Source organism: Microcystis sp. MC19, assembly GCF_003019735.1.
Taxonomy (GTDB): domain Bacteria; phylum Cyanobacteriota; class Cyanobacteriia; order Cyanobacteriales; family Microcystaceae; genus Microcystis.
On record NZ_CP020664.1, the window covers coordinates 658,010 to 682,661 of the forward strand.

Sequence of the window (24,652 nt, forward strand, 5' to 3'; positions counted from 1 at the left end):
TCAGGGTTAGTCCCCAAATGACAGCCTATTTAATCGGTTATCATCTGGCAACTCAACTCTGCAAAAAAAACTGAATAAGTGGCTAAATCTGAAGGAGTTAGAAAGCTCGAACAAAATCGAGTTATACTTCATCTATATTAGAAACTTTGTAAATAAGATTATCTTATTTACACTCGTGGTCCCTAGAGGTTGTCGAACAGAAACAAATGCAGATTCAGGAAAAAATCAGCGAAATAGCCGCTCAAACAGCGAAAGCGATCGAACTTTCTCAAAATTATTTACTTTCTACCCAACACCCTCAGGGTTACTGGTGGGCAGAATTAGAATCTAATGTCACCATCACCTCAGAAGCAATTTTACTGCACAAAATCTGGAAAACTGACAAAAATCGCCCCCTAGACAAAGCTGCCACCTATCTACGTCAGCAACAGTGTCCTAACGGCGCTTGGGAGTTATTTTATGGCGATGGTGGCGATCTTAGCACCACTGTGGAAGCCTACATGGGGCTGCGACTATTGGGAATTCCCGTTAATGATCCTGCTATAGAAAAAGCTAGAGAATTTATCTTAGCTAAAGGTGGCATCAGTAAAACCCGCATTTTCACCAAAATGCACCTCGCTTTGATTGGTTGTTATGATTGGCAGGGGGTTCCCTCTATCCCTGCTTGGATCATGCTACTGCCGGAAAATTTCCCTTTTACTATCTATGAAATGTCCAGTTGGGCGCGGGGAAGTACGGTTCCTTTATTAATTGTTTTCGATAAAAAACCTGTGTATAAAATGGGTTTTAATCTCGAGGAACTCTATACAGAAGGGGTAAATAATGTCAAGTATGAGTTACCAAAAAATAACAATTGGTCAGATGTTTTTCTCTGGTTAGATGGGCTGTTTAAATGGGCAGAAAAAACTAATTTGGTTCCCTTCCGTCAAGAAAGTCTGAAAGCGGCGGAAAAATGGGTAATTGAACGACAGGAAGACACGGGGGATTGGGGGGGAATTATCCCGGCGATGTTAAATTCCCTGTTAGCTTTAAAAGCCCTAGATTATGATGTTGACGATCCGATTGTTGCCCGGGGTTTAAAAGCGGTGGATAATTTTGGTATTGAGACCGATAATACCTATTGTGTACAGCCCTGTGTGTCGCCGGTTTGGGATACGGCTTGGGTAATTCGATCGCTAATTGAATCCGGTCTAAATCCCGCTCATCCAGCTATGATTAAAGCGGGACAATGGTTAATCGATCAACAAATTCTTGATTATGGCGATTGGGCGATTAAAAATAAAATCGGAACCCCCGGGGGTTGGGCTTTTGAATTTGACAATCGCTGGTATCCCGATTTAGACGATTCGGCAGTGGTGGTGATGGCTTTAGAGTTAATTAAAATGCCCGATGAAAAGATTAAAAAAAGCGTGATGAAACGGGCAGTTAATTGGATGGCTACTATGCAGTGTAAAGCTGGTGGTTGGGGAGCTTTTGACATCGATAACGATCAAAACTGGCTTAATTCTTTGCCCTATGCCGATCTAAAAGCAATGATCGATCCTAATACGGCTGATGTTACTGCCAGAGTTCTAGAAATGTTAGGCACTTGTGATGTCAAAATGGAGGAAAATCGAGTTAAAAAAGCTTTGGATTATCTGGAAAAAGAACAGGAAGCTGATGGTAGTTGGTTTGGTCGTTGGGGTGTAAATTATATTTATGGAACCAGTGGGGCGTTATCTGCTTTGGCTTTTCTGGAACCGAATCAATATCGCCAGCAATTGCAAAAAGGAGCCAATTGGTTAAGCAGTTGTCAAAATGTTGATGGTGGTTGGGGTGAAACCTGTTTTAGTTACAATAACCCTAAATTTAAAGGACAGGGAAATAGTACCGCTTCCCAAACTGCTTGGGCATTAATCGGTTTATTAGCCGTCGGGAAAGTCACCGGTAATTATCAGCGAGAAGTGATTGAAAAGGGTGTTAACTATCTTCTTGTTACCCAAAAAGAAAATGGTACATGGGATGAAGATTACTTCACTGGTACAGGTTTTCCCTGTCATTTTTACCTGAAATATCATTTCTATCAGCAGTATTTTCCTTTACTGGCTTTGGGGCGTTATCGGGCTTTGATTTAGTCTGTTAACCTATGCGTTAAGACAGGAAATAAATTTAACTGTCTAGCGCATTTTTTATGTCTAACTAGGAAGAAATAAATCAGGAGATATATTTAAAAAATTGGCTAATTTTTGAATATAGATAGGGGTTAACTCTTGCTGCCCATCAAGAATATCATCCAGGGTTGACTTACTTTCAAAAATAGATAGCAAATCTTGCTTTTGTAGGTTTCTTTCCTCTAATATAAATTTCAACAATTCAAGTCCATAAATATCAGGTATTGGCTCTTGATTTTCCTCGTACTCATAAATTAAAGACCCTAAAAGATTTAGATATTCCCTTTCTTCTACCGTTAATTGGGGTTTGTCTAAAAGGCGATTAATAACCTCCTGCATCATTTCTAAGTCTTCCTCATTGTGAATAGGACGAGGAGGGTATTGCTTTAATAATTCTAAGTATTTATCAGTGGCAAACATAAAGATAACTCTAATTTTATGGTTTAAATAGGGGTGACTGAAGGAGATACAAAATTTTTAGTTAATAATTTATAGTTTTCATAAGTGGGTGGGTGGAATTAAATATAAGATAAACGTAGGTTGGGTTGAAGCATGAAACCCAACGCCCGCATGGGTTACGCTACCGCTAACCCATCCTACAAATAATTTTTCCTCCCTACTTATTTGGAGATTCAGAGATTTAGATCAATATTTATTGAACCACGAATCTTTTTTCCATTGGTTTTTATTATATTCAGCATGGGTTAGTATTTTTCTAATGAAAACATTTCTATGTTGAAAATCAACATAAGTTATTAGTCGATAGTTGTTGCCGCAAATGTTGAATACTATAAAATTACCCACTAAGTCAGCCGAAGAAAAATCCTGACGAATATCTTGGAAACTTTGCCATTTTGCTTGACTAACTTGCTTGTACCAATAACGTAAACCAGCCTGAGCCTCTGGATGAGTTTCCCAAAAAATTCTTAAGGTGGCTCTTGAAATAATATGCATAATTTTTTATTAATCTTTTAAGTTTTATTTTCATGACGAATAATCTCCTTGTTTGCTTGCTTGCTTGCTAGTATAGCAAACTGCGAAGCCTCTAGTCAAGTATTTTAATTTCTCTGATAAACCGCATCCACAGGGAAACCCGTAGTTTGGCTTTTTCGGCTACGATCCTTGCATAGCAATACTTTTAAGGCTTAATGGCTTGCCCGTGAAATTCCAGTTATCTAGCTGGTTGCGGTTTATTAATATTTATTAATTAGCAGAATTTGTAATTAACTAGCTAAGTCTCTTGATAGCCGACTCAAGGCTAAAAAATTTATTTAGTAGTAATTACACTTATGCTCGATCAACTATTGCCTTTAGATACCCCACACCTTAATAATTAAGTATAGAATAGCCAAGTCTCCAAACTATCGCTTAACCAAAACTTCTATTATCCTGATGAGAAACCTCTATTTTCTTTTGCCCGGTACTACTTCTCCTTTTGGTGGGGGTGGACTGTGGGCAGAAATGAAAACCGTCAATTTGGCTAGTCAAATTTGTACCGCCCAGATTGTGACTTATCGTCAAAAAGAGTTAAATTATCCTTTTTTAGAGGATATACTCGCGAAAATAAACTCAGATGACAGTATTTTTGTGGTTAGCTGGGGTTTTGATCTTCCTAAACTGGTGCAAAAATTGCGATCGCAGAATATCATCTATCATGCCCATAGTACAGGTTACGGCTTCCGTTTACCCTCCGGCATACCAATTATCACCGTTAGCCGTAATACTATGGGTTATTGGGGAGAAAAAGCCCCTAATGCTTTGATTTACTATCTTCCTAATCAAATTGGCTCAGAATTTCTCAATTTAGGCTTACAAAGGGATATCGATGTCCTAGTACAGGGGCGCAAATCCTCAAAGTATCTTCTCAATCGTCTAGTTCCCGCCCTCCGTCCCCACTGTCGCGTTAAGGTTTTAGATAGCTATGTAGAGGATTTAGTGGGATTATTCAATCGCAGTCGGGTTTATCTCTACGATTCGGCTGAATATTGGGCTGTAAACGGTTTAACGGAGGGTTTTGGCTTACCACCCCTAGAAGCTTTAGCCTGTGGTTGTACGGTATTTTCTAGCGTTAATAGCGCCCTAGCCGATTATCTCGATCCCGGTTTTAATTGTCAAAAAATCGGGGCTTATTCCACTCAATACGATCTGGAACGTATTCTTAATTATGCCCGTAATTTTCCCGTTAATTCTTTACCGGCTAATTTTATCGATGATTATCATCCTGAAAAATTACTACCACGTTTTGAAACAATTTTAAGAGAAATTAATGATTTCTTTGATATTAAAAAACGCTATCCGGCTGATATAGAAGGTTTAGAACCCCTGCGACTTAAAAAATTATGGATGCAGAGTTCTCTGGCTAAACTTAAGAAAAAACTGTTTAAGTAAACGCATCAACTTTTTGACAGAGAAAGATCGATCGACTATTCAGTTATCAGTGAGCAGTGAGCAGTGAGCAGTTATCAGTGAACAGTTATCAGTGAACAGGGATATCGGGAGAAAAAAGCTGATGGCTGACTCCCCAAAAAGAAAACTTTCTACTTCACCATTAAGATAACTGCTATATAATTATTTCTAACTCTTACCCCGAGGATATTTATGAAGCGAGGAATTTACATTACCGCTAATGACCGAGTTATCGAGCAGGCGATCGCATTAATGAATAGTATTCGTTTGTACGATCCCGATTCTCCCGTCATCTTGATTCCCTACGACAATAATTATCAAAAAATTGCCGATTTATTGGCAGAAAAATATGGCGTTATTCTCTATCCCGATCTGCAATTAGTGGAAAAATTGGCACAGAAAATCTATGATATTTTTGGAGAAAAATTCTTTGCTCGTCCCAATCAATTTCGCAAGCAGGTGTGTTGGTTTGGAGAATTAGATCAATTTCTTTATATCGATACCGATATCGTAGTTTTTGAAAAAATAATAGATAATCTAAATTTTCTCGATACCTACGATTTTCTCTGCTGTGATTACCAACACAAAAAAGGTATTGCTGATGTCTTTAATCCGATTGTTTTAGAACAAGCAATCTTCACAGAAAATGATCTAACTGGAATGTTTAACGGTGGTTTTTGGGCTAGTAAAAAGAATCTGTTCTCAGAACAGGAATTATATGGTGCTTTTCAAGAATGTGCCGCTCATCCAGAATATTTTGATTTTTCTCAAAAAACCTCCGATCAACCGATTATTAATTATACCATTCTCAAACGAGTTCCCAATCGGTTTAATATTATCCGCGCCCCGGGTTGTCAAGCGGGAAATTGGGCGGGAAGTTCTCATTTTCAATCTCAGGGGAATATCTTAATCGATCCGAGATTAAATCAGCCCTTAAAATATTTACATTGGGCAGGAATTCATATTGAACCGGGATGTCCCTACTGGGATATCTGGAAATATTATCGTTATCTAGATGATCCTAATCCCCCCGCAGATCCGCCAGCAAGCAAACCAAAAAATCCGTTTCAGAGATTGTTAGATAAAATCAAATTATAGGTTTTATTTTTGGTGCATCTCCTATTTGTGACGTTCTCTCACCTATAGGTGAGCAACAGCAGTTATTAAAAGAGGGCGAAGGCAATTCGCCCCTACAATAATATTATTTTCTGAGATAAGGTGAAAGGGAACAAGTGTTTTTTTCAACCCTATAGCTTAATTTAACTCCAATCCTGTTGCTCCTCGCTTTGGCGAATTTGATACACTTGTCCGTGACTGTGCAGTTGTCGAGTTTTTGCCCATAAACTAGCTTCATCTAACTGCCATTTTTCTAGGATTAAATCTAAATCTCTTTGGATTTCTCTTGCCCCCGGAAAGTTTTGATAACGTATGCGTAAACGAGCGCATTCAGCTAAGTTTAAATCATTGGGTTCTGATTGCAGCAGCTGATCAACAATCGGGCGATCGAGTCTTTCCTGTGGATGTTGTTGTTCTTGATTTTTACTAACCATAATTAATCGAACCAACCGATTTCGGAATCCGTTAACTCTGTCGGGGTAGGATTGGGGGCAATATAACGGGCCAAAGTTGCCATTTCAAAGTTATAAAGACTGGGTTTCTTCGGCGCAGGTTTGGTAATTGGCGACGGTTCAGGGGTGGGAGTGGGACTATTTTCTAGGGTTTTAATTTGATTATATAATTTTTCAATTAACTGTTTTTTCTCGGTTAATTCCGTCTGGGATTGACTTAATTGACTCGATAATTTTTCAATTAACTGTTTTTTCTCGGTTAATTCCGTCTGGGATTGACTTAATTGACTCGATAGTTTTTCAATTAACTGTTTTTTCTCGGTTAATTCCGTCTGGGATTGACTTAATTGACTCGATAATTTTGCCACCAAAGTGTTTTTTTCCGAGAGGACAGATTCTAACTGCTCGGTCTGTTGTTGTAACTGCTGTAACCTGACAGAGAGTTCCAGCTGTTCTTTAAGTTCTTTTTCCAGAGAAATAACTTTTTCTTGGAGAGTTTGCCCATTTTTCTCGGTTTTTTCTAACTCTGCCGTCAAGTCGTTAATTTTTGCCTGTAGGGTGGCGTTTGTTTCCTTAGAACGTTTGGGAGAAGGAGAGGTTTGGGATTCTACCTCTTTATTAGCTTCTGTACGGATGAGATCGTTTAAATTACCTTTGGTCATAAGCTCTGCAAATAGGATATTACGATAGAATCGGATACTGTCAAGAAATCTCTTGGTTTAGGCAATCGATAATTAAGTGGGTGGGTGGAATTAAATATAAGATGAACGTAGGTTGGGTTGAAGCATGAAACCCAACGCCCGATTATGTTACGCTACCGCTAACCCATCCTACAAATAATTGTGCCTCCCTACTTATTACCCCGATATACAAGCTTGATTAAGCTGGGGAATTGTTCCATAGGTTTTATTGTATAGCTTGAGGTCGATCGATCCCTGTCCATTTAAGGAATGAGAACAAATACCTAAATCTCAGTTTCGCCAGTAAGATTCTAAATTTTTCTGTAGTTAATAATACGGAATACTAAATTTGTGTCAGACTAAAGGTAGAAGTCGATCGCACCTGTGGCAAGGATAAATTTATGAATATTGAAGAAAAAGCGCGTCTCAATCTAACCCAAGAACGACAAGCAGAAGGAATGCTCGAAGAAAATGTCTTAACTCGTACAGGGGAGCTTTTGGGGGAAGGAGAGGCAGAAACTGCGAAAGCGCGGGTTTTGTTAACTGAAAATCGCCAAGAAGAAGGAAAACGTCAAGATCAAATCTTAGAACGTTCGATCGAAGCTATGCAATAGCCTTTAGGTGAAGACTGGGAATGTCCACAAAAGTTATAGATAAATATCTGTAGAGACGTGGTTAACTGCGTCTCTATCTCAATTACCGATAACTAATCACTGTTAAACTAATCACTGTTCACACTCTGGACAGTGAAAAAATGCAGATCCGAAGAAAACACCCCAATCCTGCCGTCAAAGTTGAGAGTTTGAGTTATGTGGTGAAAGTGCCGGAGGCACAACCACAAAATATTTTAGAAGAAATCGTTTGGCATAAGGAGATCGAAGTCGATAAATTGCGCGAAAGGTTGCCTTTATTGGAATTACGCAAAAAAATAGCTAATACTGCGCCACCTTGCGACTTTTTAGCTGCCTTAAAACAGGGTAAAACCCAACCCGCTTTGATTGCCGAAGTCAAAAAAGCTTCTCCTAGCAAGGGAGTTATCCGCGAAGATTTTGATCCTGTAGCGATCGCCCGTACCTATGAACAGGGAGGAGCCACTTGTTTATCGGTTTTAACCGATAGTAAGTTTTTTCAAGGTAGTTACGAAAATCTTACCCTCGTCCGGCAAGCGGTATCTTTACCCCTATTATGCAAGGAATTTATCCTTTATCCCTATCAAATCTACTACGCTCGCTCTAAAGGAGCCGATGCTGTCCTTTTAATTGCCGCTATTTTAAGCGATCAAGACCTAGCATATTTTGTCAAAATTGTCAAGGGTTTAGGGATGACAGCTTTGGTAGAGGTGCATAGTCTGGCCGAATTCGATCGAGTGTTAGCCATTGAGGGAATCGAACTAATCGGCATTAATAACCGCAATTTAGAGACATTTACAGTCGATTTAGACAATACTCGCCAATTACTAGAAGCCAGGGGCGAAAAGGTGCGAGAAAAAGGTATTCTGATCGTCAGCGAATCGGGATTACACACAGCAACAGATCTGGCTAAAGTGAAGCAAGCGGGAGCAAATGCGGTTCTAATCGGCGAATCTTTGGTAAAACTGCCCGATCCTGCCGCAGGTATCCAGAAACTCTTTGAAAATCGGGAATAGGAGTTAGGAAGTGGGGAGAGGGAATTATGAATTATAAATTATGAATTATGAAGTGGGGAATTGGGGAGATGGGGAAGCTGTCTCATCACCCTATCACCCCAAAACCCTATCACCCCAAAACCCTATCACCCTATCTCCTGAATACTGACTCCTGACAAGGCTATCTGCCGGGATATAATCAGAGTTTGCCGAATCTTAAATCATCCCCTCAGAATTGATGCGATCGAGATTTGGTTTTTTATCTTTGTTAAATATGGCCCAACGAGAGAGGACGAACCATGGAAAATAAAAATATGTTGATGATTCCCGGCCCCACACCAGTGCCGGAAGCGGTATTATTGGCTATGGCTAAAGCACCCATCGGTCATCGGACGGGTGCTTTTAGCAAGGTAATCGCCGAATTAACCGAAAATCTCAAATGGTTGCATCAAACCAGTGGCGATGTCTTAATGCTAACCGCTTCGGGAACCGGTGTCATGGAAGCGGGAATTATTAATTTTCTCAGCCCCGGCGATCGAGTTTTGGTGGGGGATAATGGTAAATTTGGGGAACGTTGGGCGAAAGTGGCGAAAGCCTACGGCTTAAATGTGGATATCATTAAGGCAGAATGGGGTAAACCCCTAGATCCAGAAGCATTCACCGCTAAACTGACCGAAGACAAGGAAAAAGCCATCAAAGCGGTAATTATCACCCATTCGGAAACTTCCACTGGGGTCCTCAATGACTTGGAAAGCATTAACAAAGCGGTAAAAGACCACGGGGAAGCTTTAATCATCGTCGATGCTGTCACCAGTTTAGGAGCCTATCATATTCCCATCGATGAATGGGGTTTAGATGTGGTCGGTTCTGGTTCCCAGAAAGGTTATATGATTCCTCCCGGTTTAGGTTTTGTTTCCGTGAGCCAAAAAGCTTGGAAAGCCTACGAAACCGCCAAACTACCCCGTTTTTATCTAGATTTGGGCAAATACAAAAAAGCCACCGATGAGGATAGTTCCCCCTTTACCCCTCCAGTTAACCTGATGTACGGTTTACAAGCTTCTCTGCAAATGATGAGAAGAGAGGGATTAGCGGCAATTTTCGCCCGTCACCAACGCTTAACGAAGATGACGCGGGCCGGTATGCGCGCCCTGAATTTGCCCCTCTACGCGGCGGATTCCTGGGCTTCCACGGCGATTACTGCGGTGGCCCCCACTCTGGTGGATGCGGAAAAAATTCGTTCGACTCTCAATAAAAAGTTCGACATCGCTCTCGCTGGTGGTCAGGATCATCTCAAGGGTAAAATCTTCCGTATCGGTCATTTAGGTTTTGCCAGTGAGAGGGATATCCTCACGGTTATCGCTGCCATTGAAGCGACTTTAATCGAGTTAGGTGTCGAAGGTGTCACCCCCGGCGCCGGTGTGGCTGCCGCTGCCTCGGTGATGGTGCAGGGTTAATCTTGGGTTGGCTTTTCCCCTTCTCCCCAAAGAGGGGGATTTTTGGCTCTCTTAGGTTTGGTGGGTAAAATGTAGTCTAAGATACAGTCTTGGGGCAGTGAGTGGAAAGAACCACAGAGACACAAAGGACACAAAGACTGATCGCTACTATATAAGTTAAACTTATCATACAAAGAATAAGAGAGCCAAAAACCTTGTATTATCATTATTCAGTACACAAACTGGTACAAAAAAAGAGGGCAACAAAGCCTGAAACGACCGGCTACTGAATCCTGACTCCTGACTCCTTACCCCACAGTTAACTTTACTTTTGTCCAACTACTTAATCCCACTTAACCGTTTACTTTTGACTTGATTGCGGGCCAATTTGGGGCAAATGCAAAGCCGGATCCTGCGCTGTCCAACCGACGGGAGTATCTAAGCGCACCTCAAAATGAAGATGGGGGGGAATAATATCCGGTTGTCCCGTGGTCCCAACCGCACCGATAACGTCTCCTGCTCGTACCCGTTGGTCAATTCTCACTGTAACCCTGCTTAAATGAGCATAACGGGTCTGCCGACGACCGAAATGATTAATTACTACCAAATTACCATAGGCCCCTTCCTGACCCACATAAATCACTAGACCATCCTCGGCGGCTAGAACGGGTGTACCAACATCTGCGAGAAGATCAATACCACTATGAAAAAGATTTTTCTGTTCCGTGGGGCTTTTTTGCCAACCGTAGGCTAATCCGACAGTGCTGGCAAAGGGTAAGGGATAAGAACTTAATCCAGTATAATCCGATCGCTTGCCAGCGGCGGACCAATTGGTGCCGGGGATAAAAACTATTGTCGGCCGGCGACCACAACCGTTAAGCTCAAAGAGTATATCGGCACGAATACCATAGGCCGCTTCTAAATCGCGCCAAGTGGAACCCTTGGGTGCTTCGATGCGAATGCCGTTCATCGGGGGAATAAAGATTTCTTTCCCGACGGGGGCCAGACCATTTTTGAGAATAGTCGGATTGAGTTTAATTATCGTTGCCGGGATAAGAGCGTATTTTTCGGCGATGGAGGCGATCGTTTCTCCCGCTTGGATTCTATGGCGTTGTAACCTTGATAAAATCGGTGGGGGACAAACATTATCAGACCCTTGGGCAAAAATTAATTTTTGATTTAAGCCCAAAAAACCTAGACAAAAAAACAAAATTGTGCTAGTCAAACTTAGCCAACTTTTCTCGCTTCTGATTCTCCGACCCATGACCATAAAAAAACCGATTTCTTAATTACAAAACCCGGAGAATACTGGGAATACTGTCAATAGCTTCTAAAGACTCTATTGCCACTAAAGCGTTGCGGAAATTGCCCTCGCGCACATCGTGGGTGACAACGACAATTTCGGCTAAATCACCCCTAATACCAATTTGTACCACGGATTCTAGACTAACCCCATGGTCACCGAAGGCCATACCTAAATGACCGATTACCCCCGGCACATCGCGACAGAGAAAACGAGCATAAAAACGGGTCGATAAATCCTCCATCGGAGCGATTTGACAATAATGCTGGTGAACACAGCTTAAAAGCGGGTCAAGTTCCTTGGTTTTGCCACTACTTTTTAAAATTCCGACGATATTCATCACATCCGATACTACCGCGCTGGCCGTCGGTCCGCTACCGGCACCCGGTCCATAAAACATCACTTGTCCCAGGGGTTCCCCCTCGACCAGAATAGCGTTATAGACTCCGTTAGCATTAGCGAGGGGATGGGTTTTCGGGACTAGGGTTGGATGAACCCGCAACTCTAAAGTATCGGCATCTTCCTTAACCGTGTCTTTCGCAATCGCTAATAATTTAATCACAAATCCCAGTCTATCAGCGTAGGCGATATCGACGGCGCTAACTTGCCGGATACCTTCACAGTAAACATCTTCCCGTTTTACCCGACCTCCAAAACCCAAAGAAGCTAAAATAGCGATTTTATCGGCCGCGTCGAATCCATCCACGTCCGCAGTGGGATCCGCTTCTGCATAGCCTAATTCCTGAGCTTTGGCCAGAACTTCACTAAAATCTGCCCCTTTTTGGCTCATTTCCGTGAGAATATAGTTAGTTGTGCCGTTGACAATTCCCATGATGCTGCTGATGCGATTAGCGCCGAGGGATTGTTTCAAGGGTTTAATGACGGGAATGCCACCACCCACGGCCGCTTCTAGGAGGACATAAACCCCTTTTTCGTTGGCCTTGGCGTAGATTTCATCGCCAAAACGGGCAATAACCGCCTTATTTGCCGTAACAACGTGCTTTCCCGATGCGATTGCCTTGAGAATTAAAGAGCGTGCTGGTTCCAAACCCCCCAATAATTCGACAATAATATCAATTTCGGGGTCAGTAACGATCGATTCTAGGTCAGTGGTCAACAGCTGGGGAGAAAGCTCGATTTCTCTCGGTTTATCTAGGGATCTAACTCCCACTCGTCCAATGGTAATCTCTTTGAGTACGGGATGACGACCAAAAGGATCGAGGAGGATTTTCGCTGTTCCCGTCCCCACAACCCCGAAACCGAGTAAACCAATCTTAAAGGTCACGCTTTTATCTCCTGCTAGTCCGACGCAAAAAATACTAATGGCCAAGCTGTCGCCATTGTCGATTTTATCATTACAAGGTCTTTGTCTGTGGGGTTTTCTTTTGCTTCCCTGACACCACTAACACAGCTTAAATGGTCGGAGTTAGCCAATTTTCAGCCCGCGAATCGCATAATCTAATAATTCGATAGGATGGATAACGGGTGTATCTTTGCCCTGTAATTGTAGATGTTTTTTAATTTGTAGGGAACAACCCGGATTAGGAGAAGCAATCACCGCGGCCCCAGTATTTAATAAATTGCGTACTTTCTGCTGACCTAATTGATCGGCAGTATCTGGCTGTAGCATATTATAAACTCCGGCACTACCACAACACAGGGCCGCATCGATAGGTTCTTTTAAGTTAATATTGGGGATTTTTTGCAATAATTGCCGTGGCTGCACCGAGATTTTTTGTCCGTGTAAAAGATGACAGGCATCTTGATAAACTAGGGTTAATTCTGTTTCGGTAATCGGCGATAAATCAGCAGTTAACCCCACTGCATCTAAAAATTCTTGAGCATCGCGTACTTTAGCCACAAACTCCTTAGCCTTATCTTTATATTCAGGATCATCGGCTAAAATATGATGATATTCCTTGAGAGTATGACCACAACCCGCCGCATTGATAATAATATAATCAACCTCGGTTGCTGCGAAACTATCTATCATTTGTCTGGCTAAACTTTGTGCTTGTTTTTCCTGTCCTTGGTGTGCGGGTAAAGCGGCACAACATCCCTGGATTTTTGGGATAACCACTTCACAACCATTGGCAGTTAAAACCCGCACTGTTGCTTCATTTACCGGCGAGAAAAAGAGGCGCTGCACACAACCTAAAACTACTCCCACCCGATAGCGTTTTTCCGTTTGGGAGGGAATAACATCGGCATAGTTTTTAAACAGAGAATTTAGAGTAATTTGGGGTAGAATCGATTCCATGGCCGCTAGACGGGGAAAGAGCATTTTTAAGATACCCGATTTCCTGACTAGGGTTTGTAATCCCAGGGTTTGATATAACCAGAGGAAAGGTAAAAATAATTTGAGACGGACGGGATAGGGAAAGAGATTAAAAATGAGAAAACGAATAATTTTATCTTTAAAACTGCGGGGTTGATTGCGTTCCACTTGCGGACGAACTGCGGCGATTAATTGATCGTATTGTACTCCCGATGGACAGGTACTAACACAGGCTAAACAGCCTAAACAAGTATCAAAATGTTGGCTAGTGGTTTCGTCTAAAACCGCTTCCCCTTTATTGATAGCATTCATCAGATAAATTCTGCCCCGGGGGGAGTCCATTTCTTTGCCAATGACTCGATAACTGGGACAGGTAGATAGACAAAAACCACAGTGAACACAACTATCGATTAATTCTTGGGCAGGGGGATTCTTGGGGTCAAATCCTTGACTTTTTTGGTCGATTAATTCTTGAAAGTTAAGGGAATGTTCGGAGGTTTGCATAATTTTTAATTAGATTTTGTTAAGAAAGCGTTCAGGACTAAAAATACCTTGAGGATCGAATTTAGTTTTTATGGTTTTCATCATGGTAATTGCGTTACCTGTATAACCCCAAGGTTCAATTTTTTCTTTTAGGGATGGAGGTGCGGTTAACACCGTTAAATAACCCTGATTGCCATGGCATAAAGAGCGAATTTTGTCAAGATTTTCCTCCGATTTTAAGATAACTTTACCCACGCCGCTACTAATATTAATCGAGGCTAGTCCGTTAATTTGGTCGATCACTAGAGCTAAATTGCTGGGTAATAATCCTATTTTGCCGAAAAAATTGCCCTCTTGGTCATAATTATCCATTGTTTTTCGGTATCTTTGCCATAGAGAAATTTCTTCCTCATCCCGATAATAATTAGTCTGACAATCTAACTGTTGTCCTAAATAACTCACCTGTTGCGATTGTTCGCTAATACTTTCGGGAATGCTTTGAAAACGCAGCAGTAAAGCGACTTTTTCCCCTAATCCTAGTGCTTGCGTCATCCCTGGGTTTAAACATTCAGCCACGGTGGGAGTTAGGGACGATTGCCGAATAACTTGACTCAATTTGCTAATATTTTCGCTATTTCCTCTAATTATCAGGGTTTCTGAGTTAGGGGTTTCGGGATAGAGTCGCAGGGTAATTTGATCGATAATCCCTAAAGTGCCGTAGGAACCCGTAAATAGCTTCATCATGTCGTATCCCGCCACGTTTTTCACCACACGCCCTCCGGCTTTAGCAATCTCGCCATCGTGACGGATAAAGGAGAATCCTAGGATCAGATCCCGGACTCCACCGTATCTTTGCCGCCATGTTCCCGCATCGGCCGTGGCCATAATACCGCCAATCGTGGCATTATGGGCGAAACTGGGATCAAGAGGAATAAATTGACCGCTAGGAGCTAAAAAAGCCTGTAAATCTGCTAGTTTAAGCCCAGCTTCCACGGTTATAGTTAAATCTCCCCTAGCGTGGTCAATAATCCGGTTGAGATTTTGGGTACTGACTAAAATATCCGGCGACTCGACTAATCCACCCCAATCTAATTTACTGCCTTGACCGTAGGCCAATAAAGACAGACGATTTTCGTTGGCAAAACGCACCAGAGAGGCTAAAGCGGCCGTATTAGCGGGATAGACTATAATTTCAGGACTTTTGCCCCTAATTGCCCTTGATAATCTTTCTTGTTCCTCTTTTGGCACTTGTGGCCAGGCAATAACCGTCGTGTCGGGGGGTAAAATAGAAGTTATCTGAACAGCAATCGCAGTCATATTTGACAAAAGAATTGAGGAGTGAGGAGTCAGGACTTACCGGCCGATAATCCAGAAGAATGGGGGTAATGCTGGGGCTAATCAGTAATTTTGGGCCTCTGTTAATCAGATTACCTTAGTTTGGCTCCCCATCTCCGATGTCGGGCAATTCCAGTCATACTGAAGCAGTAAAAAAGCTCTCTTGCATAAATCAAAAAATTTTCGGCAAATGTAGGGAAAAAGCGAAAGGTTAAAGGGAAAATTATCCTTTTGCCTCTTGCCTCTTGCCTCTTGCCTCGTCTCAACAAGCAATTTAAATTACGAACAGCTTAACTGCTAAATTAGCCATACACTCGTGCCATAATGGTAGATTACCTCGATCAGTAAGCCAAGAAGTAATGAGTGTAAATTGGACGAATAGCCGCGCCAAGCGATTAAGTGCCTTACCCCCCTACGTTTTCGCCCGCTTGGATGAATTAAAAGCCTTAGCCCGCAAAGAAGGACTAGATTTAATCGATTTAGGTATGGGCAATCCGGACGGTGCTGCCCCGCGTCCAGTTATCGAAGCGGCCATTCAAGCTTTTGAAACCCCCCAATTTCACGGTTATCCACCCTTTGAAGGAACCGCCAGTTTCCGAGAAGCGATCGCTAAGTGGTATTATCGCTCTTATGGTGTGGAACTCAATCCCGATAACGAAGCTTTACCCCTGCTCGGTTCCAAAGAGGGCCTATCTCACCTCGCCCTAGCTTATGTTAACCCCGGCGATGTGGTCTTAGTTCCCAGTCCCGCCTATCCCGCCCATTTTCGCGGTCCCTTGATTGCCGGGGCGACGCTATACCCGATCATTTTAAAAGCGGAACAGGATTGGCTGATAGATATCGATTCTATCCCCGAAGATGTGGCTAAACAGGCGAAAATCCTCTATTTTAACTATCCCAGTAACCCCACCGCCGCCATTGCCCCCCGGGAATTTTTTGAAAGAATCGTTGCTTGGGCCCGGCACTATGAGATTATGCTCGTCCACGATCTCTGTTATGCTGAATTGAGTTTTGATGGTTATCAGCCCACCAGTTTATTAGAAATTCCGGGGGCAAAAGAGATTAGTGTCGAATTTCATACCCTCTCGAAAACCTATAATATGGCCGGGTGGCGCGTCGGTTTTGTCGTGGGCAATTCCGATATTATTCAAGGGTTACGCACCCTGAAAACCAATCTCGATTATGGCATCTTTTCCGTTATCCAAAAAGCGGCCGAAACCGCCCTACAACTGCCGGATGAATACGTCAAACAAGTACAGGAAAGATACCGGCAGCGACGAGATTTTTTAATCAAAGGTTTGGGACAATTAGGTTGGGATATTCCCCCCTCTAAGGCGACAATGTATCTCTGGGTCCCCTGTAGCGTCGGTATGACTTCCACGGATTTTGCCCTCAGTGTCCTGCAAAAAACTGGTGTTGTTGTCACTCCGGGCAATGCTTTTGGAGAGGGAGGGGAAGGTTATGTGCGCGTCAGTTTAATTGCCGATATCCCGCGATTAGGGGAAGCTTTACAGCGCCTCGAAGATGCGGGAATTCGCTATCAGTGAGGAGAATTTTTCCCCCTGAACCGGCCAAATCCCTCTAGGCACTGACTAAAATTGCGATTATGATGGAATTTTATCGCGGTAGCTTGCCACTTCCATGACCTACAGCTTAAGAATTGCCGATATTCCCGTCAGTGAAAGACCAAGGGAACGTTTAATCAGTGTCGGGGCGAAAAACCTCAGTAACGCCGAATTATTAGCGATTTTACTGGCTACAGGTCAAGGTAAAGGCAAACTCTCGGCGGTGGGTTTAGGACAGCATATTCTCAACGAATTGAGTAAATATCGTCGGGATCCTTTGGACGTTTTGAGGGATATTCACCCCCAGGAATTAACCGCTATTCATGGCATTGGACCGGCTAAGGCCACTACTATTCTAGCGGCGATCGAATTGGGAAAACGAGCTTTTCAACGACGACCGACGGAAAAAATGGTCATCGATAGTCCTGATACCGCTGCCGCTATCCTTGGCCACGAACTAATGTATCAGTCTCAGGAACGTTTCGCCGTTATTTTACTCGATGTCAAAAATCAGTTAATCGCACTCAAAGTGATTACTATCGGCACAGCCACGGAAACACTGGTACATCCGCGAGAAATCTTTCGAGAAGTGGTTAAACAATCAGCTACTAAGTTAATTATCGCCCATAATCACCCCACCGGGTCACTTGTGCCTAGTCAAGACGATATTTTACTCACAGAACAATTATTACAGGGGGCTACCTATTTAGCCATTCCTCTCCTAGATCATTTGATCCTCGGTAATGGCAACTTCCAAAGTCTTCGCCAAATCACGGATCTTTGGGAAAAATATCCCCAAGAAGATTGACAGAAAAGACATTCGATCAAGTAGTTTAATTTTTTAGCCGTTTCAATTGGGCGTTAATTTCTGCAAACATTATGCGATCGCTGTCAAGGATTGGGGAGAAAACCAAAAATTTTGGCCGCTCCTCCTAAAATGGCAACAACCAAAGCTATCAGAATCCCCCGATTGGTAAACTCCTGATAAGCGACTCTTGCAGTTAACCCTTTAATTTCTGCGGTTAGTCGCTCATCTAAAGCTTTAATGTCCCCTCTTAATTCTGATTGTCCTATCTCTAGCTTGTTTAAACGCTCGTTGACATCTCTTTGTAAAAAGTCGATTTTCCCCTCAATCCTTGTCAAGACAGCCTCAAGGGAATAAGTGACCGTTTCGTTAGACATTTTGCTAAACTCCTAATTAAGTAATCTCAATTAATTGTTAGATAGTGGCGCAGACTTCTGATTCTTTGCATTTTATCTTTAATTGTAACCGGCTACTTAGTCGATGAGTCGATGATAGGTGCTGCGTTACAACGGATTGTCACCCTCGAGTCAAAGCAGCAATTTTGGCCGTCTCACGCACCCTTTCCTCCCCACTTCCCAATTCATAATTCACAATTTATAATTCCCATGGGACCGAAATCTGGGTAAAATTTGAGAGATACAATCGGTCAATTGGGCATGGATTATAAAGAAGCGGGCGTGGATGTGGAAGCGGGACGCGCTTTTGTCGACAAAATTCGCCAAAATGTGGAAAGTACCTTCCGTCCTGAAGTTATCGGCGGTTTAGGCGGTTTTGGGGGCTATTTTCAGTTACCTTCCGGTTATCGGCAACCGGTGTTAGTATCGGGAACTGATGGCGTAGGAACCAAGCTGAAAATTGCCCATAGTCTCAATTGCCATGATACGGTGGGAATTGACCTCGTGGCCATGTGCGTCAACGATGTCTTAACCTCTGGGGCCGAACCTTTATTTTTCTTGGATTATCTCGCCACTGGTAAACTGGAAGCGTCACAGTTAGCGGCGGTGGTATCGGGAATCGCTAGGGCCTGTCGTGATAGTGGTTGTACTCTTTTGGGAGGGGAAACGGCGGAGATGCCGGGGTTTTATTCGGCCGGAGAGTACGATTTAGCGGGTTTTTGCGTCGGTATTGTCGAAAAAAGTCAATTACTCGACGGCAGTAAGGTGCAAATCGGCGATGTGGCTATCGGTTTAGCCAGTAGTGGGGTTCACAGTAACGGTTTTAGTCTTGTTCGTAAGATTATCGACACCCAGGGCTTAAATTGGCAAGATTGCCCCGAAATTTTGACCGGCTCTAGCTTAGGTGAAGTTTTGTTAACTCCCACTAGACTTTATGTTAAACCTGTGCTGGAACTGCTGCGCTCTGGGTTAGATATTCACGCCATGGCCCACATTACCGGGGGTGGCATCCCGGAAAATTTGCCCCGCTGCTTAGGTAAAGGGCATTCTGTGCAGATTTACCGCGAAAGTTGGCCAATTTTGCCGATTTTTCACTGGTTAGCCCAGATGGGATCGGTTAATTCCGAAGCCATGTTTAATACTTTTAATATGGGTATCGGTTTTGTGATCATTGTCCCATCGGATCTGGCGCAATCGACTATTAATCAACTACAATCCTCTGGGATTAATGCCTACCAAATCGGCGAAGTGATTGCCGGCAAGGGGGAGATTGTTGGGCTTGATTAAGCTACAAAAACTCTTTCAGCAAACCCTACTTAGGGTCTGCTGAAAAAGTAGGGGCGAAGCATTAGGATAGGAAATCTACGGTTTCAGCGATAGGTTATTGCCCGAATGCTTCGCCCCTACAGGACGCGATCGCCGATAAAGAGGCAAGGTTTTGAAGCACGATTCTCTCAAAACCTTGCACCCGTTTCGCAAGAAAAGCCACAAAACCCTTACCTTGCCTATATTTCACATTTATTCAGCCAACCCTAGTTAATAGATTGTATCCCGTTGACGGGCGGGGCGATCGAGGGATTTAATCGCCGTTGCTAATTCCTCGACGGTCAAACAAGTACCGCCCACGGCCCCGGCCATAGTGGTAATATGTTCTTCCATGAGAGTGCCACCGAGATCGTTGCAACCCCAGTTTAAGGCTTCTGTCGCCCCCTGTAAGCCCAATTTTACCCAACTGGGTTGATGATTTTTAATGCTATTGCCCAGATAAATCCGCGCCACTGCCGTTAATTTTAATGTATCGGCTAAAATTGGTTGATCTCGTCCGACTCGATTTCTCAGGGGTTTGGGGGCTGATTGTCCCACAAAAGGCAATAAAATAAATTCGGTGATTTTAGCTGGATAATTATTTTCTAGGGCGATTTCTTGCTGTTTTCTAATTTTTTCAAGGTGCTGCACCTGTTGGCTAGGGGTTTCAATATGACCGCAGAGCATGGTACTGGTGGTATGTAATCCTAAGCGATGGGCAGTACCGACTATTTCTAACCAAGTGGCAGCATCGATTTTTTCTGGACAAATTACCCGTCTTACCTCATCGACTAACACCTCGGCAGCCGTCCCCGGTAGAGAATTGACTCCTGCTTCTTGCAGGGAAGCGATAACTTTTTCGTAACTTAAACCGTCTTCTCTAGCGATAAATTGGACTTCTTGGGGCGAAAAAGCGTGTAAATGCAGGTTGGGAAAAGCTTGTTTCAGGTTTTTAACAATTTCGATGTAATAGTCTAAGGAATTACCCTTAATCTTGGCTTTTGGGTTTAATCCTCCCTGCATACAAATTTCTGTGGCCCCACGACGGACAGCATCCGCCGCTTTAGCGATAATTTCCTCTAAATTAAGCCAGAAAGCCCCCTCTTCATTTTCATCGCGTCTGAATGCACAAAAACTGCAATGCTGCTCGCAAATGTTACTAAAATTAATGTTGCGATTGATCACGTAGGTGACGGTATCTCCCACCTGTTGACGACGCAAAAAGTCGGCCGTTTCCCGAATCTGGGCAATTAAACGGTTATCGGTAGTTTCTAGCAAGATAATCGCTTCTTTTGCCGATAAATTTGCCCCTGACCGCGCTTTTGCCAAAATATCGGTTACGGGTGCGGTGATGGAGGAGTTAGTCACGGGAAATAAATATTAAGGGTTGCCGATCCTAATTGTAGAACGAGGTCAGAAGGAACAGTAAAGAAAGAGAGCCGATTTAATCCTTTTTCTGTTCCCCATTCCCTTGTCTGCACGCGGTAATTTCCGGTTGAGAGCCTTTATTGCAGGGTGGTTTGTTTTTCCTGTTCTTTTTGTTGACGTTTTTTCTTTTCTGCTTCTAGGGCATCTTCGATCACCTTGAGCAGCTGATCCATTTTATCAAGATTACCGCGATAAACATCGAGGTCTTTTTGCAGTTTCTCGCCGGAGAGATGGAGAATTTCTGAGAACTTTTGCAAAATTGGTTCGCGTTTTTCTTTTTCCTTGATCATGTCCGGTTGTGCTTCCGCTAAAATAGTATAGAGACCGATGGCAAACAGGCGACTATACTTAAACTTAGGCGCGTTGATCAGGGAAACTAGACTATCCGACAACTGATTGTCACCACCTAGAGCCTGGTTTTGCAGTTGGGAGAGCAAGGAATCAATATTAGTTTCTTTGGCAATAGCGATCATATTTTCGGCATCACGACGATAGACTTCGGGATTACCGTTAACCGCTTGGCACAAAGCATTAAAAATATTCGGTTTATCCTCCCCCGGACGATAGCCTTCCATGAACTTCTCGAAAGAAGTAACCACACCGAGGGCATAAATTGGATCATAATGGAAATCTACATTAACGGAGAGCAGGTGCATCTCGACTAATAATTCCTCAACCACGCGCCGATACACCGAATTGATGGGGCGGGTGTGGCGAGTATAAAAATCACGCTTACTATCGGAAACGGTGCGAATTTTATCCACAGAACCAAACTTCATAAAAATTTAACACTGCTCTCATTTTCCCCCTTCTGGTTCCCCCTGACAAGGCCGGTGATTACCAAAGAGCGGCAAGCAGTCAGTCCAGAGAGAGCAAAAGAGCGAGTAAGATAGGGCATGGGGCAATGGGGAAATGGGGAAATGGGGGAATGGGGGAATGGGGAAATGGGGGAATGGGGGAATGGGGAAATGGGGAAGTGGGGAAATGGGGAATTTCAACTAAAACCCCAACACCCTAACACCCCAACACCCTAACACCCTAGCACCCTAACACCCTAACACCCTAACACCCTAACACCCCAACACCCCAACACCCCAACACCCAACAGCTTTTTCACTTTTCACTTGACTATATGGCTAATCAAGACGACAAAATCAAAATTATCAGTGACAACCGGCAAGCACGCCATCTCTACGAGATTTTAGAGACTTTTGAAGCGGGGGTGCAGTTACTGGGGACAGAGGTTAAATCTGTGCGCGCCGGTAAGGTGAACCTGCGGGATGGTTACGTTTTAGTCCGCAATGGTGAAGCGGTGTTAATTAATGTTCATATTTCCCCCTACGAACAGAGTAGCGAATATTTTAATCACGATCCGCGCCGGACGAGAAAATTGTTGATGCACAAAAAGGAAATCAGCAAACTCATCGGTCAAGTGGAACAGAAAGGCTTAACTCTTGTGCCTTTAAAGATGTATTTTAAAGGTAGTTGGGTAAAAATCAGCATTGGCCTCGGTAGAGGCAAGAAATTACACGATAAACGCGAAGATTTGAAACGTCGTCAGGATCAACGGGATATGGCGCGAGCGATGAAGCGTTAACAAAATATGGCACGGGAAGTCCCCACCCTAGAGGGAAGCGGGGGGATGTGCCGAGTGCCTCCTTTCCACTTTTCAAAAAACTTATCTGTATATTTAATCACTCAATCAGAAGCGTCTGCCTTTGAAATAGCAGTTTTTAAATAGGAAACTACCTCATGAATTGCTACTTCTGACGCTTTTTTACCGGCTCTTTCGACTAATTCCACCTTACCCGATTTGAGAGATTTACCCGTGACAATGCGATAGGGAATCCCAATTAAATCCGCATCTTTGAACTTAACTCCCGCACGTTCATTCCGGTCATCCAACAGGGTTTCAATGCCGGCTTGATTTAACTCATTGTATAAACTTTCGGCGGTTTTTACCTGCTCGGCATCGGCTAAATTAGGAATAACCACAATCGCTTGATAGGGGGCAATAGCTACGGGCCAAATAATGCCATCTTTATCGTAGGATTGTTCTACGGCTGCCTGGGCTAAACGCGATACTCCTATACCATAACAACCCATACAAATGGGGGTAGATTCTCCCGCTTCATTAGTATAAAAAGCGTTCATAGCTTGAGAATATTTATAACCCAATTGGAAGATATGACCGACTTCAATTCCTCTAGCACTTTGCAAGGTTTGATTAGGATCGTGAATAGCTCGATCGCCTACCCGGGCTTTGCGTAGATCGACGATTAATTCCGGTAAGATAAAATCTTTACCCCAATTGGCCCCCACTACATGAAACCCGGTTTCATTAGCACCGGTGATAAAGTTTTCTAAGTCTGTCACCGTGTTGTCTGCTATGCGTAAAAATTTAGAAGCAATATCGCTGGCTTTTTTGAGCAAATTATCTTCTAAGTCGGGAGCAATATAACCTAAAGGTAAAGGTTTAGTTGCCCATTGCTGTTGAGCGGCAGCATCGGGTATTTTTAAAGCCAAAATTGTTTTAGCATTGTAACGGCCCGCCTGTCTAACTAATTCATTTTGTAGTTTAACTTCGTTAACCTCTTGATCGCCGCGAATGCTCACCAAAACTAAAACAGTTATGCCGCTATCATACACCACTTCGTAGAGAACATTTTTGACGATAGCGGTGGCGGAACAATCGAGAAATTTAGCTAAACTTTCGATCGTGTTGGTGTTAGGAGTCTCTTTTTTAGTAAACTTTTTAAAGGGAGAAGCCACTTTATCGGCCGGCAAAGAAACGGCTTTTTCCAGATTAGCCGCATACTTTTCATCGCCGGTAAATAAAACCTCATCTTCTCCAGCATCAGCTAAGACCATAAATTCTTGGGATGCGGAACCGCCAATCGCTCCAGAATCGGCTTCTACTGCCCGAAAAGCTAACCCACAACGGCGAAAAATATTGCGGTAAGCTATATCCATCGCTTGATAGGTTTTCTTTAAACATTCCTCGTCAAGATTGAAAGAATAGGCATCTTTCATAATAAATTCCCGTCCCCGCATTAAACCAAAACGAGGGCGAATTTCATCTCGAAATTTAGTTTGAATCTGATATAAATTAACCGGTAATTGTCGATAGGAACGAATTAAATCACGAGCGACGGCAGTAATTACTTCTTCGTGAGTCGGTCCTAATCCTAACTCCCGCTTTTGCCGGTCCGTCAGGGCAAACATAATCCCTTCTGCTTTTGTGTAGGTGTCCCAACGGCCTGATTCTTGCCAGAGTTCCGCCGGTTGCAGTTGGGGAAGTAAACATTCTTGGGCACCGGCTTTGTTCATTTCTTCCCGGACTATCTGGGAGACTTTCTGCAAAACCCGCCACATCAGGGGTAAATAGGCGTAAATACCGCTGCCGATGCGACGAATGTAACCGGCACGGATCAAGCATTTATGACTAGGGATTTCCGCCTCGGCTGGATCTTCCCGGAGAGTGACAAAAAGCTGTTGAGAGAGTCGCATCCTATCGATATCCTTTTGAACAGAAGACTCTCTATTATCTCATCAAAGGAGAGCGACTGCAATTATCAATTACTTGTGTTGACAAACAATAACAGCGATCAGTTTACCGATTCTCAGGTATTTCCCCTCACAACTTGAGACTGGTTGGAGAAGCATTGAACCCTAGTTCCAATTGCCTAACTCCCTTGTTCTCTACTCTAGGAAATATGAGCGTTCAGGTCGATCGCTGTTATCGTCGTTATCGAGACAGAATGTAACTTTAACAGGGTTTACTCCTTTGTGAACTTGACCTTTATAACCTTGCCAGTCGATCTGTCAGGGAAGCTTTTTTCTTTAGCTTCAATTATTAATATAACATCGGATCGGGGCTAGAAATCTTTCTCT

The 24,652-nt window shown here is 43.2% G+C and carries 22 protein-coding genes; 10 read left to right on the forward strand and 12 right to left on the reverse strand.

The genetic code is table 11. From position 1 onward, the window contains the following. Window positions 1-206: 206 nt before the first annotated feature. Entirely contained in the window at window positions 207-2,114 is a 1,908-nt protein-coding gene (gene shc / locus B5D77_RS03370; RefSeq protein WP_008200666.1) for a squalene--hopene cyclase, read from the forward strand. A 60-nt stretch (window positions 2,115-2,174) separates the two neighbouring features. Here the strand turns inward: shc and B5D77_RS03375 are convergent, their stop codons facing one another. Then, window positions 2,175-2,570 (reverse strand): type II toxin-antitoxin system HigA family antitoxin, encoded by a 396-nt coding sequence (locus tag B5D77_RS03375; RefSeq protein WP_008200665.1) that lies wholly within the window; start codon window positions 2,568-2,570, stop codon window positions 2,175-2,177. 225 nt (window positions 2,571-2,795) lie between these two features. Beyond that, window positions 2,796-3,104 (reverse strand): type II toxin-antitoxin system HigB family toxin, encoded by a 309-nt coding sequence (locus tag B5D77_RS03380; RefSeq protein ID WP_008200663.1) that lies wholly within the window; start codon window positions 3,102-3,104, stop codon window positions 2,796-2,798. 438 nt (window positions 3,105-3,542) lie between these two features. On the opposite strand from B5D77_RS03380, the gene B5D77_RS03385 reads away from it, so the two are divergent. Next, on the forward strand, window positions 3,543-4,538 hold the full coding sequence (locus tag B5D77_RS03385; protein WP_008200661.1) for a glycosyltransferase: 996 nt from the start codon (window positions 3,543-3,545) through the stop codon (window positions 4,536-4,538). A gap of 210 nt (window positions 4,539-4,748) precedes the next feature. Continuing rightward, the gene (locus tag B5D77_RS03390; protein WP_008200659.1) at window positions 4,749-5,654 is read left to right on the forward strand and encodes an Npun_R2821/Npun_R2822 family protein; all 906 of its coding nucleotides are present in this window, start codon (window positions 4,749-4,751) and stop codon (window positions 5,652-5,654) included. A 161-nt stretch (window positions 5,655-5,815) separates the two neighbouring features. On the opposite strand, the gene B5D77_RS03395 is transcribed toward B5D77_RS03390, so the two are convergent. Continuing rightward, window positions 5,816-6,106 carry a DUF3288 family protein gene (locus B5D77_RS03395; protein WP_008200657.1) on the reverse strand — a complete coding sequence of 97 codons (291 nt, stop codon included), beginning with the start codon at window positions 6,104-6,106 and terminating at the stop codon, window positions 5,816-5,818. A 2-nt stretch (window positions 6,107-6,108) separates the two neighbouring features. Further along, complete coding sequence (locus B5D77_RS03400) at window positions 6,109-6,786, reverse strand: hypothetical protein (protein ID WP_008200656.1); 678 nt, start codon at window positions 6,784-6,786, stop codon at window positions 6,109-6,111. Between the two features lie 419 nt (window positions 6,787-7,205). Here B5D77_RS03400 and B5D77_RS03405 point away from each other — a divergent pair, with 419 nt between their 5' ends. From B5D77_RS03405 to B5D77_RS03415, 3 genes are all read left to right on the forward strand, one after another. Beyond that, window positions 7,206-7,418, forward strand: coding sequence for a hypothetical protein (locus tag B5D77_RS03405; protein ID WP_008200653.1), 213 nt, complete (start codon window positions 7,206-7,208; stop codon window positions 7,416-7,418). A 140-nt stretch (window positions 7,419-7,558) separates the two neighbouring features. Then, the gene (gene trpC, locus B5D77_RS03410) at window positions 7,559-8,449 is read left to right on the forward strand and encodes an indole-3-glycerol phosphate synthase TrpC (protein WP_008200651.1); all 891 of its coding nucleotides are present in this window, start codon (window positions 7,559-7,561) and stop codon (window positions 8,447-8,449) included. Window positions 8,450-8,727: 278 nt separating this feature from the next. Further along, window positions 8,728-9,882 carry an alanine--glyoxylate aminotransferase family protein gene (locus B5D77_RS03415; RefSeq protein ID WP_008200649.1) on the forward strand — a complete coding sequence of 385 codons (1,155 nt, stop codon included), beginning with the start codon at window positions 8,728-8,730 and terminating at the stop codon, window positions 9,880-9,882. Window positions 9,883-10,222: 340 nt separating this feature from the next. Here the strand turns inward: B5D77_RS03415 and B5D77_RS03425 are convergent, their stop codons facing one another. The 4 genes from B5D77_RS03425 to B5D77_RS03440 all read right to left on the reverse strand — a co-directional run bounded on the left by B5D77_RS03425 (window position 10,223) and on the right by B5D77_RS03440 (window position 15,242). After that, window positions 10,223-11,131: a M23 family metallopeptidase gene (locus B5D77_RS03425; protein ID WP_106908288.1), complete on the reverse strand. Its 909-nt coding sequence runs from the start codon at window positions 11,129-11,131 to the stop codon at window positions 10,223-10,225. Window positions 11,132-11,150: 19 nt separating this feature from the next. Then, window positions 11,151-12,449 carry a homoserine dehydrogenase gene (locus tag B5D77_RS03430; RefSeq protein WP_106909947.1) on the reverse strand — a complete coding sequence of 433 codons (1,299 nt, stop codon included), beginning with the start codon at window positions 12,447-12,449 and terminating at the stop codon, window positions 11,151-11,153. 141 nt (window positions 12,450-12,590) lie between these two features. Further along, window positions 12,591-13,946: a (Fe-S)-binding protein gene (locus B5D77_RS03435; protein ID WP_106908289.1), complete on the reverse strand. Its 1,356-nt coding sequence runs from the start codon at window positions 13,944-13,946 to the stop codon at window positions 12,591-12,593. A gap of 9 nt (window positions 13,947-13,955) precedes the next feature. Next, window positions 13,956-15,242, reverse strand: a complete 1,287-nt coding sequence (locus B5D77_RS03440) for an FAD-binding oxidoreductase (RefSeq protein ID WP_008200635.1) — start codon at window positions 15,240-15,242, stop codon at window positions 13,956-13,958. Between the two features lie 377 nt (window positions 15,243-15,619). Between B5D77_RS03440 and B5D77_RS03445 the strand changes: the two genes are divergently transcribed. Both B5D77_RS03445 and radC read left to right on the forward strand, forming a co-directional pair. Further along, a complete protein-coding gene (locus B5D77_RS03445) occupies window positions 15,620-16,807 on the forward strand; it encodes an aspartate aminotransferase (RefSeq protein WP_008200632.1) in 1,188 nt (395 codons plus the stop codon). A gap of 94 nt (window positions 16,808-16,901) precedes the next feature. After that, window positions 16,902-17,633 carry a DNA repair protein RadC gene (gene radC / locus B5D77_RS03450; RefSeq protein WP_002753303.1) on the forward strand — a complete coding sequence of 244 codons (732 nt, stop codon included), beginning with the start codon at window positions 16,902-16,904 and terminating at the stop codon, window positions 17,631-17,633. An 83-nt stretch (window positions 17,634-17,716) separates the two neighbouring features. On the opposite strand, the gene B5D77_RS03455 is transcribed toward radC, so the two are convergent. Continuing rightward, the gene (locus B5D77_RS03455; protein WP_002761044.1) at window positions 17,717-18,007 is read right to left on the reverse strand and encodes a DUF4164 family protein; all 291 of its coding nucleotides are present in this window, start codon (window positions 18,005-18,007) and stop codon (window positions 17,717-17,719) included. A gap of 279 nt (window positions 18,008-18,286) precedes the next feature. On the opposite strand from B5D77_RS03455, the gene purM reads away from it, so the two are divergent. Next, the gene (gene purM / locus B5D77_RS03460; protein WP_008200628.1) at window positions 18,287-19,312 is read left to right on the forward strand and encodes a phosphoribosylformylglycinamidine cyclo-ligase; all 1,026 of its coding nucleotides are present in this window, start codon (window positions 18,287-18,289) and stop codon (window positions 19,310-19,312) included. A gap of 249 nt (window positions 19,313-19,561) precedes the next feature. Here purM and cofH read toward each other — a convergent pair whose 3' ends face one another. Together cofH and psb29 are read right to left on the reverse strand one after the other, a co-directional pair. Then, window positions 19,562-20,698 carry a 7,8-didemethyl-8-hydroxy-5-deazariboflavin synthase subunit CofH gene (cofH, locus tag B5D77_RS03465; protein ID WP_008200626.1) on the reverse strand — a complete coding sequence of 379 codons (1,137 nt, stop codon included), beginning with the start codon at window positions 20,696-20,698 and terminating at the stop codon, window positions 19,562-19,564. A 137-nt stretch (window positions 20,699-20,835) separates the two neighbouring features. After that, the gene (gene psb29 / locus B5D77_RS03470; protein WP_172456621.1) at window positions 20,836-21,522 is read right to left on the reverse strand and encodes a photosystem II biogenesis protein Psp29; all 687 of its coding nucleotides are present in this window, start codon (window positions 21,520-21,522) and stop codon (window positions 20,836-20,838) included. A gap of 368 nt (window positions 21,523-21,890) precedes the next feature. On the opposite strand from psb29, the gene smpB reads away from it, so the two are divergent. Then, complete coding sequence (gene smpB, locus B5D77_RS03475) at window positions 21,891-22,355, forward strand: SsrA-binding protein SmpB (protein WP_004162719.1); 465 nt, start codon at window positions 21,891-21,893, stop codon at window positions 22,353-22,355. 101 nt (window positions 22,356-22,456) lie between these two features. On the opposite strand, the gene B5D77_RS03480 is transcribed toward smpB, so the two are convergent. Beyond that, the gene (locus B5D77_RS03480) at window positions 22,457-24,268 is read right to left on the reverse strand and encodes a proline--tRNA ligase (RefSeq protein ID WP_106908290.1); all 1,812 of its coding nucleotides are present in this window, start codon (window positions 24,266-24,268) and stop codon (window positions 22,457-22,459) included. Window positions 24,269-24,652: the final 384 nt, after the last annotated feature.